Origin of the sequence: Actinoplanes auranticolor, from assembly GCF_018332655.1 — a bacterium.
Taxonomy (GTDB): Bacteria; Actinomycetota; Actinomycetes; order Mycobacteriales; family Micromonosporaceae; genus Actinoplanes; species Actinoplanes auranticolor.
The window spans coordinates 38,299-55,289 of sequence record NZ_BOQL01000061.1; the positions used below are offsets into that span (position 1 = coordinate 38,299).

Annotated in this window: 16 protein-coding genes; 11 read left to right on the top strand and 5 right to left on the bottom strand. The window is 71.1% G+C overall.

What is annotated here, in order from left to right; all coding sequences use genetic code 11:
- Positions 1-7 precede the first annotated feature (7 nt).
- Positions 8-1,216, bottom strand: a complete 1,209-nt coding sequence (locus Aau02nite_RS34665; RefSeq protein ID WP_212992844.1) for an MFS transporter — start codon at positions 1,214-1,216, stop codon at positions 8-10.
- Between the two features lie 148 nt (positions 1,217-1,364).
- On the opposite strand from Aau02nite_RS34665, the gene clpB reads away from it, so the two are divergent.
- The gene (clpB, locus tag Aau02nite_RS34670) at positions 1,365-3,953 is read left to right on the top strand and encodes an ATP-dependent chaperone ClpB (protein ID WP_212992845.1); all 2,589 of its coding nucleotides are present in this window, start codon (positions 1,365-1,367) and stop codon (positions 3,951-3,953) included.
- 44 nt (positions 3,954-3,997) lie between these two features.
- On the opposite strand, the gene Aau02nite_RS34675 is transcribed toward clpB, so the two are convergent.
- On the bottom strand, positions 3,998-4,177 hold the full coding sequence (locus Aau02nite_RS34675) for a hypothetical protein (RefSeq protein ID WP_212992846.1): 180 nt from the start codon (positions 4,175-4,177) through the stop codon (positions 3,998-4,000).
- A 401-nt stretch (positions 4,178-4,578) separates the two neighbouring features.
- Here Aau02nite_RS34675 and Aau02nite_RS34680 point away from each other — a divergent pair, with 401 nt between their 5' ends.
- From Aau02nite_RS34680 to Aau02nite_RS34705, 6 genes are all read left to right on the top strand, one after another.
- Positions 4,579-5,517, top strand: coding sequence for a hypothetical protein (locus tag Aau02nite_RS34680; RefSeq protein ID WP_212992847.1), 939 nt, complete (start codon positions 4,579-4,581; stop codon positions 5,515-5,517).
- Positions 5,518-5,604: 87 nt separating this feature from the next.
- Positions 5,605-6,492: a hypothetical protein gene (locus Aau02nite_RS34685; protein ID WP_212992848.1), complete on the top strand. Its 888-nt coding sequence runs from the start codon at positions 5,605-5,607 to the stop codon at positions 6,490-6,492.
- Positions 6,493-6,867: 375 nt separating this feature from the next.
- On the top strand, positions 6,868-7,128 hold the full coding sequence (locus Aau02nite_RS34690) for a hypothetical protein (protein WP_246595657.1): 261 nt from the start codon (positions 6,868-6,870) through the stop codon (positions 7,126-7,128).
- A gap of 190 nt (positions 7,129-7,318) precedes the next feature.
- A complete protein-coding gene (locus Aau02nite_RS34695) occupies positions 7,319-7,696 on the top strand; it encodes an ArsR/SmtB family transcription factor (RefSeq protein ID WP_092549981.1) in 378 nt (125 codons plus the stop codon).
- A gap of 107 nt (positions 7,697-7,803) precedes the next feature.
- Entirely contained in the window at positions 7,804-8,469 is a 666-nt protein-coding gene (locus Aau02nite_RS34700; protein WP_281421101.1) for a class II aldolase/adducin family protein, read from the top strand.
- Between the two features lie 146 nt (positions 8,470-8,615).
- Entirely contained in the window at positions 8,616-9,386 is a 771-nt protein-coding gene (locus Aau02nite_RS34705; RefSeq protein WP_212992850.1) for a DedA family protein, read from the top strand.
- Positions 9,387-9,388: 2 nt separating this feature from the next.
- Here the strand turns inward: Aau02nite_RS34705 and Aau02nite_RS34710 are convergent, their stop codons facing one another.
- Together Aau02nite_RS34710 and Aau02nite_RS34715 are read right to left on the bottom strand one after the other, a co-directional pair.
- Entirely contained in the window at positions 9,389-11,887 is a 2,499-nt protein-coding gene (locus Aau02nite_RS34710; protein ID WP_212992851.1) for a polynucleotide kinase-phosphatase, read from the bottom strand.
- Positions 11,884-13,305 carry a 3' terminal RNA ribose 2'-O-methyltransferase Hen1 gene (locus Aau02nite_RS34715; RefSeq protein WP_212992852.1) on the bottom strand — a complete coding sequence of 474 codons (1,422 nt, stop codon included), beginning with the start codon at positions 13,303-13,305 and terminating at the stop codon, positions 11,884-11,886. The genes Aau02nite_RS34710 and Aau02nite_RS34715 overlap by 4 nt, the downstream gene beginning before the upstream one ends.
- Before the next feature lie 98 nt (positions 13,306-13,403).
- On the opposite strand from Aau02nite_RS34715, the gene Aau02nite_RS34720 reads away from it, so the two are divergent.
- Together Aau02nite_RS34720 and Aau02nite_RS34725 are read left to right on the top strand one after the other, a co-directional pair.
- Positions 13,404-13,886: a SigE family RNA polymerase sigma factor gene (locus Aau02nite_RS34720; protein WP_212992902.1), complete on the top strand. Its 483-nt coding sequence runs from the start codon at positions 13,404-13,406 to the stop codon at positions 13,884-13,886.
- Positions 13,883-14,920, top strand: a complete 1,038-nt coding sequence (locus Aau02nite_RS34725) for an LCP family protein (protein WP_212992853.1) — start codon at positions 13,883-13,885, stop codon at positions 14,918-14,920. Before Aau02nite_RS34720 ends, Aau02nite_RS34725 begins: the two co-directional genes overlap by 4 nt.
- A 3-nt stretch (positions 14,921-14,923) precedes the next feature.
- Here the strand turns inward: Aau02nite_RS34725 and Aau02nite_RS34730 are convergent, their stop codons facing one another.
- Entirely contained in the window at positions 14,924-15,112 is a 189-nt protein-coding gene (locus Aau02nite_RS34730; protein WP_212992854.1) for an Rv3202a family protein, read from the bottom strand.
- Between the two features lie 186 nt (positions 15,113-15,298).
- On the opposite strand from Aau02nite_RS34730, the gene fbaA reads away from it, so the two are divergent.
- Positions 15,299-16,324, top strand: a complete 1,026-nt coding sequence (gene fbaA / locus Aau02nite_RS34735) for a class II fructose-bisphosphate aldolase (RefSeq protein ID WP_212992855.1) — start codon at positions 15,299-15,301, stop codon at positions 16,322-16,324.
- 111 nt (positions 16,325-16,435) lie between these two features.
- On the top strand, positions 16,436-16,960 hold the full coding sequence (locus Aau02nite_RS34740; RefSeq protein WP_212992903.1) for a hypothetical protein: 525 nt from the start codon (positions 16,436-16,438) through the stop codon (positions 16,958-16,960).
- The last annotated feature ends 31 nt before the right edge of the window (positions 16,961-16,991 follow it).

Genomic DNA, 16,991 nt, shown 5'->3' on the forward strand with positions numbered 1-16,991 from the left:
GGATCAGTCAGGCCGGCTGCGGCACGCGCTCGTTACGTACCACGATCAGGAGCAGTAGCCCGGCCGCACACAGCCCGGTGCACAGCCAGTACGCGAGCCGGTAGTCGAAGTGCTGGGCCACGCCGAACAGCGGCCCGGCCAGCATCGCGCCGAGCGGGAACGAGTTGGTGAACAGGGTGGTGGCCCGTCCGGGCTGCCGGGGGAGCATGTTCTGCATGTAGGAGATGCCCAGGCCGGAGATCGCGGCGATGAACAGGGCGTTGAGCACCTGCCCGCCGACCAGCAGCCAGAGGTCGGTGGCCACCGCGACCAGCGCGTAGTACGCGACACCGCAGGCGGCGCCGCCGAACAGCAGCCCGCGCAGCGGCAGCCGGGTGGCGAGCACACCCAGTCCCAGCATCAGCGGGATCTCCAGGGCGGCGCAGAGCCCGAGCAGCAGGCCGGCGTCGCCGACATCGCCGCCCAGGTCGGTGCTGATGAACAGCGGCAGGGCCTGCACCGCGAGCGTCAGGGGCGTCTGCAGCAGGGTGAAGGCGGCGGCGGTGAGCCACAACGTCCACCTCGGCGCATCCAGCCGGTCGTCGACCGGCGCGTCCGGGGTGGTGGCCGCCGCCGGCGCCGGGACCTCGTCCAGCCAGAAGATCGCGACCAGGGCGGCGAGGGCGTACATCAGCGCGGCGGTGCCGTAGACCCAGACGAAGCTGCCGGTGTCGAGCAGGAACGCGGCCAGCGGCGGACCGGCGACCCAGGCGAGTGAGAAGACCGTGCGCAGGGCGCTGATGCCGAGGGCGGCGCGGGCCGGGTCGTCGCGTTCGAGGACCTGCCGGGCGTACGCGAAGGATTGCGGGAACAGCGACCCGGCCAGCGCCAGTGCGGTGACCGCCAGGGCGAGCAGCACCCAGTAGTCCCGGACGACGGCGGTCAGGCCGGTGCCGATCAGGCCGGCCACCGCGCCGGTGATCAGCAGCCGGCGCCGGATCGGCCGCCGGTCGGAGAGCCGGCTGACGAGCACCGAGCCGAGCACCCCGCCGAGCGGCGCGACGATCAGGAAGAACGTGATCTTGAGGGGTCCGGCCTCGACGTCCGTGCTGAGGAACAGCGACATGAACGGGTAGAACAGGGCGGTCGAGATGCCGACGGCCAGGAACAGGAAGCCGAGCGGGAGCAGAGCTCGACCGATGCGTGACCCGAGCTGAGACGATGTTTCCTGGGCCATTACGGCCACGCTACGGCCATCGTGCGGCATTGCCCATGGTGATGCCGGTTACCCCCGGGTTCGGGTGAGTAGCCGACGTAGAGTTGAGTGGAATACGCTCAAGTCTCGGATTGCTGCACTACTGGGAAGATCCGATCCAGGGGAGCTCATGAACGCCGAACGCCTGACCACCAAGAGCCGCGACGTCATCACCGGTGCGGTAGCCGACGCGAATCAGCGGGGCCACGCCACCGTCGAGCCGTGGCACCTGCTCCTTTCGCTGCTCGACACCGGTGGCTCCACCGCGCCGGCGTTGCTGCGCTCGGTCGGTGCCAATCCGGCCGACGTGCGGCGCGCGGCCGTACGCGCGGTCGAGCAGCAGCCCTCCGCCCGCGGCTCCTCGACCGCCGAGCCGAGCCTGTCCCGCGAGTTCGTCAACGCGATCGGTGAGGCCGAGCTGATCGCCAAGCCGCTCGGCGACGAGTACGTCTCCACCGAGCACCTGCTGGCCGGCCTGGCCCGCGTCGGCGGCGCCGTGGGCAAGACCCTGCGCGACGCCGGGGCCACCGAGGAGACCCTGGTCGCGGCCTTCCCGGCGGTCCGGGGCGGCGACCGGCGGGTCACCACCGCGGAGCCCGAGCAGACGTACCAGGCGCTGGAGAAGTACAGCGTGGATCTCACCGCGCTGGCCCGCGAGGGCCGGATCGACCCGGTGATCGGGCGGGACGCCGAGATCCGCCGGGTCGTGCAGGTGCTCTCCCGGCGGACCAAGAACAACCCGGTGCTGATCGGCGAGCCCGGCGTCGGCAAGACCGCGATCGTCGAGGGTCTGGCCCAGCGGATCGTGGCCGGCGACGTGCCGGAGACCCTGCGCGACAAGAAGCTCGTCTCGCTCGACCTCGGCGCGATGGTCGCCGGCGCGCAGTACCGCGGCCAGTTCGAGGAGCGCCTCAAGAGCGTGCTGGAGGAGATCCGCAACTCCAACGGACAGGTCGTCACCTTCCTCGACGAGCTGCACACCGTCGTCGGCGCCGGCAAGGGCGAGGGCTCGATGGACGCCGGCAACATGCTCAAGCCGATGCTGGCCCGCGGCGAGCTGCGGATGGTCGGCGCGACCACCCTGGACGAGTACCGCGAGCACATCGAGAAGGACCCCGCCCTGGAGCGGCGCTTCCAGCCGGTCGTCGTCGGCGAGCCCACCGTCGAGGACACGATCGGCATCCTGCGCGGGCTCAAGGGCCGCTACGAGGCCCACCACCGGGTGCAGATCACCGACGCCGCGCTGGTCGCCGCCGCGGCGCTGTCGGACCGCTACATCAGCGACCGGTTCCTGCCGGACAAGGCCATCGACCTGATCGACGAGGCCGCCTCCCGGCTGCGCATGGAGATCGACTCCCGCCCGGTGGAGCTGGACCAGCTCCAGCGGCAGGTCGACCGGATGCGGATCGAGAAGCTCGCGCTGGCCAAGGAGACCGACCCCGCCTCGGTCGCCCGGCTGGAGCGGCTGGAGCGGGACCTCGCCGACCGGGAGGAGGAGCTGACCGCCCTGAACGCCCGCTGGGAGCGTGAGCGCGGTGGCCTCAACCGGGTCGGTGAGCTGAAGAAGAAGCTCGACGAGACCCGCGCCGAGCTCGAGCGGGCCCAGCGCGAGGCCGACTGGGAACGGGCGTCCCGCCTGCAGTACCAGGAGATCCCGGCGCTGGAGCGCGAGCTGGAGAGCGCGTCCGCGGCGGAGGAGGAGAAGACCGAGCCGCCGATGGTCAAGGAGGAGGTCGGCGCCGACGACATCGCCGAGGTCATCGCCTCGTGGACCGGCATCCCGGCCGGCCGGATGATGGAGGGCGAGACCGCCAAGCTGCTGCGCATGGAGGAGTCGCTGCAGGCCAAGGTGGTCGGTCAGGTCGAGGCCGTGGCCGCGGTGTCCGGAGCCGTACGCCGGGCCCGCGCCGGAGTGGCCGACCCGGACCGCCCGACCGGCAGCTTCCTGTTCCTCGGCCCCACCGGCGTCGGCAAGACCGAGCTGGCCAAGGCCCTGGCCGGCTTCCTCTTCGACGACGAGCGGGCGATGGTCCGCATCGACATGAGCGAGTACGGCGAGAAGCACTCCGTGGCCCGGTTGCTCGGCGCCCCGCCCGGATACGTCGGCTACGAGGAGGGTGGTCAGCTGACCGAGGCGGTGCGGCGGCGGCCGTACTCGGTGGTGCTGCTGGACGAGGTGGAGAAGGCCCACCCGGACGTCTTCGACGTGCTGCTGCAGGTGCTCGACGACGGCCGGCTCACCGACGGCCAGGGCCGTACGGTCGACTTCCGCAACGCCATCCTGGTGCTGACCTCCAACCTGGGCTCGTCGGTCATCTCCGACTTCACCCTGGGCGAGGAGGAACGGCGCGAGGAGGTCATGGCCACCGTCCGGGCGCACTTCAAGCCCGAGTTCCTCAACCGGCTCGACGACATCGTGGTGTTCCAGGCGCTGACCTCGCAGGACCTGGCGGCCATCGTGGACATTCAGCTCGGCCGGCTGCGGCACCGGCTGGCCGACCGCCGGCTCGCCCTCGAGGTCGGTGAGGCGGCCGTGCTGTGGCTGGGTGAGCGCGGCTTCGACCCGATCTACGGTGCGCGCCCGCTGCGCCGGCTGGTCCAGTCGTCGATCGGTGACTCGCTGGCCCGGGCGCTGCTCGCGGGCGAGATCGTCGACGGGGACACGGTGCGGGTGGACCTGAACGAGGCCAAGGACGGTCTGTCCGTACGCCGGGCATGAAAAAAACCGGGGCACCCGATCGGGGTGCCCCGGTTCTTTCTCTGTCAGCTGGCCCGCGCCTCCCGCTGCCGGTAGGCGTGGGTCATCAAGATGTCCGTGATGGCGTGCTCGCCCTCGGACGACCAGATCCTGATGCCGTCGCGGTGCAGCTGGTACCGGACGTCGGTGTAGCTGGTTCTCGTGTCGTCATGGTGCACGACGGTCAGGGTGTCTGCATGGGGCATGGGACTCACCGGTCCTTGTCGAGTCTGGGGCGGCCGCGGCAACCTCACGCGGCCGGCGCAATCGGGAGGGTGCCCGGATCCGGTCTGCCTGGCCCCCGGCGTTCGATGGGCGGGGGCGGCGACTCGGGCGGGCAGGGGGCGTCACCGGAGGATTCTGATGCCTGCGGCGCGCCACGGATGGAAGTGTAGGGGTCGCTTTCGACTTCTGTCGTCCCCCTGAACGAGCGACGTGTTTCATGCGATTTCGTCGTACATCGGGCGATGTTGCCACAGGTGGGGGGCCGGTGTCGGCCGGTCGACGGATCTGGCAGCCGCCCGATACCGTGGTGGATCTAGGAGGTAGCGCCGTGTCTGAGCCGATGTACCCGGGAACGACCGCACCGCGATCACGTCCGACGGTCGTGACCGTCTCGTCTTACCTGCTCTACTTCACCGCGGCTGCCTCGATCATCTCCGCGGTGCTCTCGCTGACCACGATCGGCACCATCCAGCGCGTCTATTCCGACCTCTACGCCGATACCGCGGGCGCCGGCACGGAGAGCGTCATCGTGGCGGCCAGCGTGATCGGCGTCGTGATCAACATCCTCTTCGCCGCCGGGCTGGCCATCCTGGCGATCTACAACAACCGCGGCAAGCAGGGTGCCCGCATCACCACCTGGGTGGTGGGCGGCATCTTCCTCTGCTGCAACGGCTTCGGTCTGCTCGGCAACGCGGCGACCAGCGGGATGAATCTGGACACCGGAAACACCTCGGGGCCCAGCGCCAGCGAGGTCGAGGCGCGGCTCTCCGACGAGATGCCCGGCTGGTTCGACCCGATCACCATGCTGCTGACCGTGCTGGTCGTGCTGGCGCTGCTGGGCGCGGTGATCCTGCTGGCGCTGCCGGCCGCCAACGCGTACTTCCGCAAGCCGCAGGCCACGTGGGACCCGCTGAACCCGTACCCGGGCTACCCGGGCCAGCCTGCGGCGTACCCGGGTTACCCGAGCCAGTCGCCGTACCCGACGTACCCGGGGCAGCCCGGCCAGGGCTACCCCGGCCAGCCGGGTCAGCCGGGTCAGCCCTATCCGGGCCAGGCGTACCCGGGTCAGCCCGGTCAGCCGCCCTATCCGGGCACGGGCGGGCAGCCGCCGTATCCGCAGAGCTCCCCGCCCGGCGGCGCTAGCGACACCACCCCGCCGCCCGCCACCGACGGCGGCGCGGTTTCCGCCCGGGACACCACCGGCGGGGACCCGCACACCGGCAGCGTGCCGCCCACCGATCCGTGGAGCCCGCCGTCGCCGCCCCCGTCGTCACCGCCCTCCGACGACAAGCCGGGCCGGTCGCCGACCGATCCCGCCTGACCGCTGCATCGCGCGCCGCCGGGTATCCCGGCGGCGCGTCGCGCGTCCAGGTAGGTTCGTCCGCAACGGATCACCCGGGAGACGTCCATGTCGTACGCAATGCAGCCGCCGGCAGCCGCACCGGCCCCCACCACCACCGCCCCCCGCCGGCCGGTGTCGGTGGCGTCGGCGTCGATCCTGCTGATCGTCATGGCGGTGGCCGGCCTGGCCTACGCGATCGCGACGCTGGCCGTCGCCCCCGGCACGGTGGACCGGTTCCGCGCCGCCGCCGGCGGGGCGAACAGCGTGGACGTCGACGGTTTCGTCACAGTGGTCTGGATCGGTGCCGCCCTCGGTGCGGTGCTCGCCGTGATCCTCTTCGCGCTCTACGTCGTGCTGGCGCTGGGTCTGCGCCGGGGCAGCAACGCTGCCCGGATCGCCACCTGGGTCGTCGCCGGGCTCGGACTGCTGGCCGGTTGTGCGACGACCGTCACAGTGGCCGTGGAGCGCGCCGGTGACCCGGTGCAGGGTTCGCTGTCCGCCGCGCTGTCCGACGCGTATCCGGGCTCGTGGATCCCGCTGAACGTGGCACTGGCGATCGCGCAGATGCTCGGTTACGTCCTCGTCGGCGTGCTGCTGCTGGCCAGCCCGGGCACGTTCTTCGGCCGCGCCCCCAAGCCGGTGCCGCCGGATCCCTTCGCGGCCCCACAGCCGGGCACCCCCACCTTCGGCGCCCCGGGCTACGGCCCTCCGGCCGGCGGCACACCGGGCTACGGCGCGGCGCCGAACGGTCCTGCGGGCTACGGCCCTCCCGGGGGATTTCCGCCGCCACCGGCCGGTTACGGGCCGCCACCAACGGGTGGTTACCCGGCGCCACCAACGGGGGGTTCCGGCTCGCCGCATCCCCCCACGGGGTCGCCGATGCCGTCCGCAGCGGGCGAACCGCCGGCCGGGCCCGGCCCCGATGATGAGTACTGGTCACGTCCTTCCAGCTGACGGGCTTGGCGGCATCGACGGTTGTGCGTCACCCGAACGGGTACCGTTGACGGACGAGGATGCGCTGGTTTCGGCTGTCCGGGCGTTTCCGGCTTGCCGCTCGGTGCGGGTTTTGCGCTGGACGGGCAGACGTGACGCGATGACAACGGTGTCGGTGCGTACTCGTTCGATGACCGTCGCTGGGTGCCGCCCCGGGCGGGGTGTGGCGGAAAGGTGCTTTGAGCTGCGTCTATACCTGTCCGAAACGGGGTGCGCGGGGTCCCTCAGTTAAGAATATTTACTGTGGGGGCCGGGCTTTGCCGTGGGTCAATAGTTCCTTTCCGCCCCGGCGGGGCAGAACGTTCCAGTTTTGCGGCAGCCAGTACGCTCGATGTGATGGAAGCCCATCACGACCTGCGTAAATTCATCACTGAATTGCCCGTCGCGCAGCGTTGTGTCGTGCTTTCATCGGGTCGTGAAGTTGACTGTGAAGTCGACCCACGCCGTGTGACCGTGCAGTACCAGGACAGTTCCGACGACCGGGCGGGCGTCGGGACGGCCGCGGAACGGATCGTGAATCAACAATGTGGGGCGGCTCACTCCGGGGGCGGGGATCGAGAGCCCGACGACGTTGACCAGCGACCTGACGGCGACTGAGGCGTTGCAGGAGGCAGAGACCGAAGTCGGTGTCGCGGAATGGTGGATCGGAGTGCGGACGCTGCCCGTGCGGGGTGCCGGACAGTCGTACCGATCGGCCTACCGTTCGACCGATCTCGGCCTTACGGCCTGAAAGTTAGCCGGTTCGTTCCTGCGCACATGCAGGAGAATCGATGCAGTTGGTGGAAGGATGGAGATCGTGGGAACTGCGTTGGCGGAAATGACAATGCCTCAGATCTCGCCGCTTGCCGGCGAGCCTATTGAACGTGCCGATGCCGAGCGACTGGCGGGAGTGCTGAAGGCACTCGCCGATCCTGCTCGGTTGCGGCTGCTCAGCCTCATCCAGTCCGCTACGGACGGTGAAGCGTGCGTCTGCGACCTGACGGCCCCGCTGGGGTTGTCGCAGCCGACCGTGAGTCACCACCTGCGGATCCTGACGGAGGCCGGCCTGCTCGAGCGTGAGAAGCGCGGCGTGTGGGCGTACTACCGGCTGGTCCCCAGCGCGATCGCGACGATCGCGGACCTGCTGACCCCGCCGCGCAAGCGGGCCACCAAAAAGGCCCGCTGAGCAGACCCGACCAAGCCTGGCGTCACCGTTCATGGGGCGTGACGCCAGGCGGGCCACCTCCATCAGGATCCACCCCCCGGACCCGAGGAGTTGACGGGTTGAACTACGTGCCCGGCGATCTGCGCGACCAGCTCGCGCACGTGGGCTACGACGTGGTCCAGGCCGGACTGGTCTGCGGCTCCGGCGGCAATCTGTCCGCCCGGATCCCCGACGAGGACGCCTGCTGGGTCACCGCGAGCGGTGCCTGGCTGGACAGACTCAGCCGGACCAGCTTCGCACCGGTACGCATCTCCGACGGCGCGCCCGCGACCGTCGGCACGCTACCGGCCCCACGCACAGCACCGACCAGTGAAATCGCCCTCCACCTGGCGTTGTACCGCGCCCGCCCGGACGTGAACGCGGTGGTCCACCTGCACCCGCAGACGGCGCTGCTCCTGGATGCGCTCGGTGAGCACATCCGCATCGTGACAACCGACCACGCCTTCTACCTGAAGCGCGTCTCCACCGTGCCGTTCCGCCTGCCGGGCAGCGCCGAGGTGGCGGCGCTGACGGCGGCGATGGCGGCCGACGGCACGGACTGCCTGGTGCTCAGCCAGCACGGCTGTGTGGTCATGGCCGACTCGGTCGAGCTGGCCCACAAACGGGCCCGCAATCTGGAAGAGGCCGCGGCGCTGACCTACCGGGCGTTGGCCCTGGGCCGGCTGGACAGCCTCCGCGAAGTCCCGGAGGAGTTCCTGGACCGGCTGCACGACTCGAGCGCCGTCACTGCATGATGGTCGCCGGGCACTTCTGACCGGCGACCGGCGAGCGGGTCGGCCGGCCCGACCCGCTCGCAACGCAGTGCAACGCTGGGACCGTACCCTGGTGCGTCAGGGTGGCCCAGGCGCGGCTGCCGGTCAGGTGAGGAGATGGACTCAGCATGGGTGGTATCACCGACTGGATCACCGACTGGGTCTTCCGGCTCGTCGACGCGTTGGGCGCGGTCGGCGTCGGCCTGTTGCTGTTCCTGGAGACGGTCGTACCGCCGATCCCGTCCGAACTGATCCTGCCGCTGGCCGGCTTCCGGGCCCGCGACGGCGACCTGAACGTCTTCGCCGTCTGGACCACCGCCACGATCGGTGCCCTCGTCGGCGCACTGGTCCTCTACTATCTCGGCGCCTGGCTCGGCTACGACCGCCTGCACGCCCTGGCCGGCAAGCGGTGGTTCATCCTGGCCACCCGGGCGGACGTGGAACGCGGATACGCGCTCTTCACCAGGTACGGCAGCTGGCTCGTCCTGGTCGCCCGCTGTATCCCCATCATCCGCAGTCTCATCTCCCTGCCCGCCGGCGTGGCGCGGATGCCCCTGCCCAAGTTCCTGGCCTTCACCGCTGTCGGCAGCGGTATCTGGAACGCCGCGCTGATCGGCGCCGGCTATGCCCTGGCCGACAACTGGGACCGCGTCGAGGGTTACCTCAGCCCGGTGAGCAAGGTGGTTTTGGCGCTCGGTGTCGCGTTCGTGGTCTTCCTCGTGGTCCGGCGGCTCCTGGCCCGCCGCCGGGCGCTGGCGATCGGCGTCGACCCGGCGGAGGCCGACGTCGATGGCCGGCCCGCGCCCGACATCGACGGCCTGGGCGACCCCAACGAATACCCGACCAGCGTCCGGCACCCGGCCCGCGGCGTGGCGCGGGTGCCCGACGAGGAGCGCTGAGGTCAGAGCCGCGGGTCGACCGGCTCGGATTCGGCGGCGAGAACGGCGAAGACCATCTCGTGGATCCGCCACAGCGGGGCGCCCTCGGCCAGCCGGTCCAGCGCTGCCAGGCCCAGGCCGTGCTCGCGCAGCGCGAGGCCACGCTTACGGCCCAGTGACCGCTGCCGCAGCCGGTCGAGCTGCTCGGGACGGGTGTACTCCGGGCCGTAGATGATCCGCAGGTACTCCCGGCCACGGCACTTCACCCCGGGCTGCACCAGCCGGCCCTTGGCGTCGGTCTCGCCCAGGCCGCCGTACGGCTTCACCACCATCCCCTCGCCGCCCGCCGCGGTCAGCGCCAGCCACCAGTCGGTCGCGGCCCGTTCCGCGGCCGGATCGCCCAGCTCCACCACCATCCGCCGGGTCGGCGTGAACAGCACCGGATCCGCCGCGACCAGCTTGTCAGCGAGGTCCAGGTGCCAGCCGTGATCCTTGTCCCGGTACGAGACGCCCGCCCCGGCCAGCACCGCGAACGGCGCCAGCGTCACGCCGGTCAGCCCCTCGGTCGGCTGCACGTACGCCCGGTACGCCGCCGAGTAGCCCTCGATCTCCGTCGCCCGCAGCTCCAGCCGCGCGCGCAGCTCCGTGACGTCGAGGCCGCGCCCGGCGACCCGTTCCAGCACCGACAGGGCAGCCGGCAGCGCGGCGCGTCCCGCCGCGCCGACGCCCGCGTACCGCTCGCGGATCAGGCCGCCGGCCTTGGCCGACCACGGCAGCAGCTCGGTGTCGAGCAGCAGCCACTCGGTGTCCAGCTCGGTGAAGACCTTCCCGGCCGCCGCGCGCACGCCGGCCAGCAGCGTGGCGTTGCGCTCGGCGTCGAAGAACGGCCGCCCGGTACGGGTCCAGATGGCGTCCCCGGCCCCGGACCGCGAGACCCGGACCACCGCCCGTGAGCCCATGTGCTTCTCCTCGCACACCACCGTCCCGACCCCGGCCGACCGCAGGTCCGCGAAGGCCGTCGCCGGGTGTTCGAGGTAGCCCTCGAGCGTCGACGTCGAGCACGGCGCCATCGTCGGCGGCAGCCAGACCAGCGTGGCCGGGTCCAGCGCGAAGCGGCTCATCACCTCCAGCGCCGCGGCGGCGTTCTCCGCGGCGACCGTGGTGCGGCCGTACCCGTAGTCGAGGTGCCGGCGCCCGGTGACGTCGGCCAGGTCCAGGCCCTCGTCGGGCTTGGTGTCGACCGGGACCAGCGGGCGGGCCGGGGCGTAGTACTCCCGGGCGGCGGGGACCGACACCAGCTCGCGGGTCGGCCAGCGCAGCGCGGTCAGCTTGCCGCCGAAGACGCAGCCGGTGTCGAGGCAGATGGTGTTGTTGATCCACTCCGGTTCCGGGGTCGGCGTGTGGCCGTAGACGACCGCCGCCGAGCCGCGGTAGTCGCGGGCCCACGGGTAGCGGACCGGGAGGCCGTACTCGTCGGTCTCGCCGGTCGTCTCGCCGTACAGCGCGAAGGAGCGGACCCGGCCGGAGGCGCGGCCCTGGTAGGCCTCCTTCAGGCCGGCGTGTGCCACCACCAGCTTGCCGCCGTCCAGCACATAGTGGCTGACCAGGCCGTCGATGAAGGTACGGACCTCGGCGGTGAACGCCTCGTCCTCGCGAGCGAGCTGCTCGAGGGTCTCGGGCAGGCCGTGGGTGAGCTGCACGTTGCGGCCGTTGAGCTTGCGGGCCAGCTTCTGCTCGTGGTTGCCGGGCACGCAGATCGCCGTGCCGGCCCCGGCCATGCCCATGACCAGGCGCAGCACGCCGGGCGAGTCCGGGCCGCGGTCGACGAGGTCACCGACGAAGACCGCGGTACGGCCCTGCGGGTGCACAGCACCGACCGGACGGCCGGAGTCGTCGCGGGTCAGGGCGTACCCGAGGGTTTCCAGCAGCGTCTCCAGCTCGGCGCGGCAGCCGTGCACGTCGCCGATGATGTCGAACGGGCCGGTGACCTCCCGCTTGTCGTTGAACAGCTTCTCGTAGCGGATCGAGGCGGCGGCGATCTCCTCCTCGCCGCGCAGCACGTGGATCTTGCGGAACCCCTCCCGGGCCAGCTGCCCGAGCGAGCGGCGCAGGTCGCGATGCATGCGGTTGAGGACGTGACGGCCGAAGGTACGGTCCGCCCGGCCCTGGGTGCGTTCCCAGGCCAGCGCCTCGGGCACGTCCAGGACCACGGCCACCGGCAGCACGTCGTGCTCGCGGGCCACCTTGACAAGCCCGGCCCGGGCGTGCGGCTGCAGGTTGGTGGCATCCACGACGGTGAGCCGTCCGGCGGCCAGCCGCTTGCCGGCCACGTAGTGCAGCACGTCGAAGGCGTCGGCGGACGCGGACTGGTCGTTCTCGTCGTCCGCGACCAGGCCGCGGAAGTAGTCCGAGGAGAGCACCTGGGTGGGCTTGAAGTGCTGCCCGGCGAAGGTCGACTTGCCGGATCCGGAGATGCCGACCAGCGCGACGAGCGCGAGCTCCGGGATGTCGATCCGGGTCATGCCTCCTCCTTCACGAACACGGCGAGCTGGGTGGGAGTGCCGGCCTTCTCGTCCTCGTCGCCCACGCCCCGGAAGCTCACCCGGTAGCCGTGCGCGGACGCGGTACGTGTGGCCCACTCCTGGAACTCGGCCCGGGTCCACTCGAAGCGGTGGTCCGAGTGCCGCATCCCGGTCAGGCCCTCGTACAGGCCGTTGTATTCGACGTTCGGGGTGGTCACGACGACCGTCGCCGGGCTCGCGTGGCCGAACACCGACGCCTCCAGCGCGGGCAGGCGCGGCGGGTCGACGTGCTCGATGACCTCCATCAGCACTGCGGCGTCGAAGCCGCGGAGCCGGTCGTCGCGGTAGGTCAGCGCCGACTGCCACAGCGTCACCCGGTCCCGCTGCCGCTCGGGCACCCGGTCCAGCCGCAGGCGCTTGTGGGCCAGGTCGAGGGCGCGCGAGGACACGTCGGTGCCGACGATCCGCGTGTACCGACGGTCCTTGATCAGGGCACCGAGCAGTGCACCCTGGCCGCAGCCCAGGTCCAGCACCCGGGTCGCGCCGGACTCGGCCAGCACGGCGACGACGGCGTCGCGCCGCTGCTCGGCGAGCGACTGCTTGCGGGCCACCGGCAGCTCGGCCTCCTCGTCGGTTGCCGTGTCGGCCGGTGCGTCGACGGAGTCCGGGTCCAGCCGGTCCAACTGCTCCAGCGCGCTGGCCGCCAGCGATCGCCGGTGGGCCAGATAGCGGCGGGTGATCAGCACCTTCTCGGGGTGGGCGGACAGCCAGCCCTCGCCCGCGCGCAGCAGCTTGTCGATCTCGTCGGGCGCCACCCAGTAGTGCTTGGCGTCGTCGAGGACGGGCAGGAGCACGTACAGGTGGTTGAGCGCGTCGGCCAGCCGCAGGGTCCCGGTCAGGGTGAGGTCGACGTACGGGCTGTCGCCGTCCAGGGGATGTCCCGGAGGCACGTCGTCGAGCGGGATCGGCGTCGCGGTGACCGTCCAGCCCAGCGGCTCGAACAGGGCCGCCGCGCTGCCCCGGCAGCGCAGCACCGGCACATGGATCTCCAGCGGGAGGGTCGCGCCGGCCAGCTCCGGGCGGTCCTTGGACTCGCCGCGCAGGGCGCTGCGGAAGACCTTGGCCAGCGCGCCGGCGAGCAGGCTGGACGCCGCGTACGGGCGGTCGTTGACGTACTGGCCCAGCGCGAACGACTCCGGCGCCGACTGCTGCTTGCGACCGCCGCGCGCGGCACCGAGCCGCTGCGGGTCGACGTCGAGCAGCAGCGCGGCGGTGCACCGGTCCTCGGCTGCGTCCGGGAACAGGACGTGGGCCGTACCGGTGGGCACGTCGAAGGAATGCACCTTGTCGGGGTGCTTGACCAGCAGGTAACCGAGGTCGGTGGCCGGCCGGTGGGTGGTCGTCACGGTGAGCAGCACCGGCTGATGATGGCAGCGCGGGGCAATCGGCAGCGACTGATTTGACGCCCGGCGCAATGATTCGCGGGTCGGTACCCGTCGTAGGAGCGGAGGTGCCCGTGACCTACGAGGAGTTCGCCGACAGCCGGCTCGGCGCTCTGCTGCGCTATGCCGTCATGCTCACCGGTGACCAGCACACGGCGCAGGACCTCGTGCAGGAGACGATGGTCCGGGTCCAGCTCAACTGGCGCCGGGTCGCCGGCAGCGACTCCCCGGACGGTTACGTCCGCAAGATGCTGACCAACCAGTTCATCGACCTGCGCCGGGGCTCCTGGCTGCGGCGGGTGCTGCTGCGCGCCGAGCCCGACCCCGTCCGCGCGGTGCCCTTCGACCACGCCGACGAGACGGCCGAGCGGGACCGGGTCTGGGGCATGCTGGCCCGGCTCCCGCGCCAGCAGCGCGCGGCACTGGTCCTGCGCTACTACGAGGATCTTCCGGACGCCGACATCGCCGAGGTGCTGGGCTGTGCCGTCGGGACGGTTCGTTCGTCCATCTCACGAGCGCTCGCCACGCTCCGCACCGAGTTCGTGGAGGCCCGATGACCCCGATCGAGGAAGAGCTGCGGGCCACGTTCGAGCGGCACGAGGCCCTGACCCCGGCCGTCGGCCCGGTGCGGGCCGGCATCGAGGTGGCTTCGGTACGCGCCAGACGCCGCCGCCTGATCCGCCGGGCTACCGGGGCGGCCGTGGCTGTGCTGATGGCCGGCTCCGCGGTCCCGGTGATCCTGGACCGGTGGCACCACGGCTCGTCACCGTCGGTGCCCACCGCCGAGTTCCTCGCGGCTGAGCCGGCTCCGGCCGGCCCGCTGGACGTGTTGCTGCTGGGCAGCGACAACAGGCTGCGCTGGCCGGACCGGAACCGCCGGGCCGACACGGTCATGATCATCCACGTGCCGACCGACCGCACCCGGGCCTACCTGGTCAGCCTGCCGCGCGACGGCGAGGTGAAGCTGCCGGGCGGGGCCCGGAGCAAACTGAGCGAGACACTTCTCTCCGGTGGCCCGGAGCTCACCGGGAAGGCCGTCTCCGAGCTGACCGGAGTCACCTTCGACGCGACCGTGACGGTCGACTTCCGGGCGCTGCGGGCCGTCACCGCGGCCGTCGGTGGTGTACGGGTGTGCCTGCCGCAGGCCATCAAATCGGTGCACAACGACAAGACGTACCCGAAGGGCTGTCAGCAGCTGACCGCGGACGACGTCGGACCGGTGCTGCAGGCCCGCTACGGCCTCCGGAACGGCAGCTACGACCGTGACCGCAACACCCAGCTCTTCCTGCGGGCGCTGGCCGGGAAGCTGGCCGCGGACGGGACCGTCACCGATCCCGCCCGCGTGCACGCGCTGTTCACCGCGGCCCGGGACGGTCTGGAGATCACCGGTGACCCGGCCGCGTTGCTGCGGGTGGCCGGTTCGCTGAACTCGCCCGGCTCGCCGATCGGGATCAGCGAACGCACGTTCCACGGCATGGCCAACGGCCGGGAGCAGATCTATGCCCGCGTCGGTCCGTCGCTGTACACCGCGCTCCGCGACGACACGCTCGCGGCGTGGATCGCGGCAAATCCGGCATACATCGTGAAATAGGGCTCAGCGGTAGTCGTCGTCGAGGGGCACGCTGCGCCCCTGCTCCTGGGCGTCCCATTCCGGCGCCTCGAGGGACGAGCTCACTGCGGGCTCGTCGGCGTCGTCGGCCCAGTTCGGATCGGCCACTGCGGCCTGCTCGGCCGCGTCGCCCTCGGGTGTTTCCAGGTCACGCTCGTTCTGCGGGTAGGTCATGGCCGGCTCCCTTCACGTCGCGGGCACTCCCTCATGCTGCACCGTCCCCGCCGCGTCCGGCACGCAAACCGGCGCCCGGGTCCCGGGGCGATTTCCGTGACCGTCCCCCGCTGCGGAATACTGCCTGCTGGAGGACAGCGCGGTCCTGCCCTCTGCTTCGCATTTCTGAGATCAAGGAGCGCACCGATGCCCATCGCTTCCCCCGAGGTCTACGCCGAGATGCTCGACCGCGCCAAGTCCGGCGCGTTCGCGTACCCCGCGATCAACGTGACGTCCTCGCAGACGCTCAACGCGGCCCTGCAGGGCTTCGCCGAGGCCGGCAGCGACGGCATCGTCCAGATCTCCACCGGCGGCGCCGAGTACGCCTCGGGCCCGACGGTCAAGAACATGATCACCGGCGCGGTCGCCCTGGCCGAGTACGCGACCGAGGTCGCCAGGAACTACCCGGTCAACATCGCGCTGCACACCGACCACTGCCCGAAGAACAAGCTCGACGCGTACGTGCGCCCGCTGCTCGCCCTCTCCAAGGAGCGCGTCGCCAACGGCAAGGCGCCGCTGTTCCAGTCGCACATGTGGGACGGCTCGGCCGTGCCGGTCGACGAGAACCTGCAGATCGCCGAGGAGCTGCTCGCGCAGGCCGCCGCCGCGCACATCATCCTCGAGATCGAGGTCGGCGTGGTCGGTGGCGAGGAGGACGGCGTCTCCGCCGCGATCGACGACAAGCTCTACTCGACGGTCGAGGACGGCCTGGCCACCGCCGCCGCGCTGGGCCTGGGCGAGAAGGGCCGGTACATGACGGCGCTCACGTTCGGTAACGTGCACGGCGTCTACAAGCCCGGCAACGTCAAGCTGCGCCCGGAGATCCTCAAGGAGATCCAGGAGGCCGTCGGCGCCAAGTACGGCAAGGAGAAGCCGTTCGACCTGGTCTTCCACGGCGGCTCCGGCTCGCTGCTGTCGGAGATCCACGGCGCCCTGGACTACGGCGTGGTCAAGATGAACATCGACACCGACACGCAGTACGCCTTCACCCGCCCGGTCGTCGACCACATGCTCCGCAACTACGAGGGCGTGCTGAAGATCGACGGCGAGGTCGGCAACAAGAAGCAGTACGACCCCCGCGCGTGGGGCAAGCTGGCCGAGGACGGCCTGGCCAAGCGGGTTGTCGAGGCCTGCGAGCACCTGCGTTCGACGGGCACCTCGCTCCTCAAGTGATCTTGTCGAGAACGGCCGGTCCCCGTACGTGGGGGCCGGCCGTTCTCGTGTTGCAGGACTACGCAGAGGCGTGGGTACGATCGTCGTCTTGTCCGGAAGAGGGCGGTGATCATGCTCGGCATCGAGGGGTATGAACCCGAGTGGCACCACGACGCCGAAGCCCTCGCCGCCGTCCACAGAGCACGGTTCGCCCGGCTCATCGGCCGTCAACTGGTCGGTGGCTGGCTGATGTGGGACATGTCCGAGCGCGGCTGGTTCGCCGACGGCCCGGTGATCCTCGGCTTCGGCGGCACCAACGTCGAGATCACGCACCGCAAGTTCGACGAGTGTGCAATCACGTGGGACCAGGTCGACATGAGCGCCCCGATCGAGTGGTACGCGACCGGCATCCAGCTCGACTGGCGGGCCGACCCGCACGCGGCGCTGCGCAACGCCCGCGGCCGGATGCTGCGCGAGGTCAACATCATCGAACGGACCACGATCAAGGAGTGGCGGCCCCGGGTGCTGCACGCGGTCGAGTTCCTCTTCGAGGGGGCACGACTGGCGGTCTTCAACGCGATGGACGAGAACGGGCTGACCGACGTACCGGAAATGGACCTGCCGGTGCACAGCTGGCGCCGCGTGCACGTCGCCTGACCGGCCGGGGGCTGGCCCTGGTCCGTGAGCA

What these genes read in the sequence shown, in the direction of transcription:
- Aau02nite_RS34665 (WP_212992844.1), bottom strand. Translation starts at nt 1,216, where the DNA reads ATGGCCCAGGAAACATCGTCTCAGCTCGGGTCACGCATCGGTCGAGCT.
- clpB (WP_212992845.1), top strand. Translation starts at nt 1,365, where the DNA reads ATGAACGCCGAACGCCTGACCACCAAGAGCCGCGACGTCATCACCGGT.
- Aau02nite_RS34675 (WP_212992846.1), bottom strand. Translation starts at nt 4,177, where the DNA reads ATGCCCCATGCAGACACCCTGACCGTCGTGCACCATGACGACACGAGA.
- Aau02nite_RS34685 (WP_212992848.1), top strand. Translation starts at nt 5,605, where the DNA reads ATGTCGTACGCAATGCAGCCGCCGGCAGCCGCACCGGCCCCCACCACC.
- Aau02nite_RS34690 (WP_246595657.1), top strand. Translation starts at nt 6,868, where the DNA reads ATGGAAGCCCATCACGACCTGCGTAAATTCATCACTGAATTGCCCGTC.
- Aau02nite_RS34695 (WP_092549981.1), top strand. Translation starts at nt 7,319, where the DNA reads ATGGAGATCGTGGGAACTGCGTTGGCGGAAATGACAATGCCTCAGATC.
- Aau02nite_RS34705 (WP_212992850.1), top strand. Translation starts at nt 8,616, where the DNA reads ATGGGTGGTATCACCGACTGGATCACCGACTGGGTCTTCCGGCTCGTC.
- Aau02nite_RS34710 (WP_212992851.1), bottom strand. Translation starts at nt 11,887, where the DNA reads ATGACCCGGATCGACATCCCGGAGCTCGCGCTCGTCGCGCTGGTCGGC.
- Aau02nite_RS34725 (WP_212992853.1), top strand. Translation starts at nt 13,883, where the DNA reads ATGACCCCGATCGAGGAAGAGCTGCGGGCCACGTTCGAGCGGCACGAG.
- Aau02nite_RS34730 (WP_212992854.1), bottom strand. Translation starts at nt 15,112, where the DNA reads ATGACCTACCCGCAGAACGAGCGTGACCTGGAAACACCCGAGGGCGAC.
- fbaA (WP_212992855.1), top strand. Translation starts at nt 15,299, where the DNA reads ATGCCCATCGCTTCCCCCGAGGTCTACGCCGAGATGCTCGACCGCGCC.
- Aau02nite_RS34740 (WP_212992903.1), top strand. Translation starts at nt 16,436, where the DNA reads ATGCTCGGCATCGAGGGGTATGAACCCGAGTGGCACCACGACGCCGAA.